Raw genomic sequence first — 913 nt, 5'->3', positions numbered from 1 at the left:
CCTGAGCCGGAAGGCCCACACAGCGCCACCATTTCACCGGCAAACACCTCACCAGAGACATCTTGCAACGCGCGTACGGTTTGGCTGCCAAGGGTGTAATCGCGACTGAGTTGACTGAAAACGATCATGACGCCTCCTTAATGTTTAGCCAGTAACGCTTTGGCAGTTTGCGTTTCTAAGTGAGTGCTATCGAAACTTTCCATTTTCGCCAACCATTTCTGCGCTTGCTCCATGTCCTCAGCACGCAGCGCTGCTTCAATGGCGTAAAGGTAAACCCAAGCCGTTGCCGCGAACGGTTGTTGATTGAAGCTCGGTTCATCAAGCAGAGTCAGGTACAGCTCGTACCCACGCTCAAAGTGATTAAACATATCCGGAAGCGAAGTGTAAGTGGTGGCCGCCATCGCAGTAGCCAATTGATATTCTGGTAGCCCTTGTAAACGCTGCTGCTCTTGAATCGGCATAGTTTGATTCGCCATTAAATCCAAACCTGTCTGAATGGTGGCAAGCCCGCGCTCAGTGAACTTCATCTTGTTCCATGGCATAAACGCATCGCGCCCTTGCAAGGTTTCACTGCTGCCAAGGTAAACCAATGTCACAGGCGTAGCGCCTTGCTTTTGAACTAATTGTGAAAGCTCGTCATGTACAGTATCCACCAAACCCGTGTCGCCCTGTGCGGCTTGGTTAAAGCGAGTTAGTAACTGCTCAGTAGGGTTTGCCAACGCCAAGCTGCTACTCAAGGTAAACGCTGCCAATGCCGCGCCGAGCAAGGTTGTGGCTCTGGATAAATGAAGATTGAAAACCATCATGGTGACTGTCCTTAGTTGAACGTGATTTGATGGTTTCAGATTACGCCATCGCTTCATAGCCAGCAGTAGGATGCGACCAATGGTATTTTTAGGGAGTAAATGGGCGT

The 913-nt window shown here is 50.2% G+C and carries 1 protein-coding gene and 1 pseudogene; both read right to left on the bottom strand.

What is annotated here, in order from left to right; translation table 11 throughout:
- Positions 1-128, bottom strand: a pseudogene (locus R8O11_RS25940) (lipoprotein-releasing system ATP-binding protein LolD); the annotation flags it as partial.
- 9 nt (positions 129-137) lie between these two features.
- Positions 138-806, bottom strand: coding sequence for a hypothetical protein (locus tag R8O11_RS25935; protein WP_318194704.1), 669 nt, complete (start codon positions 804-806; stop codon positions 138-140).
- Positions 807-913: the final 107 nt, after the last annotated feature.

Source organism: Vibrio sp. 1288, from assembly GCF_033344475.1.
The sequence above is the reverse complement of the archived record's forward strand: the minus strand, read 5'-3'. Positions and strand labels throughout refer to the sequence as shown.

Coding starts and splice junctions, on each gene's coding strand:
- R8O11_RS25935 (WP_318194704.1), bottom strand. CDS start 806: ATGATGGTTTTCAATCTTCATTTATCCAGAGCCACAACCTTGCTCGGC.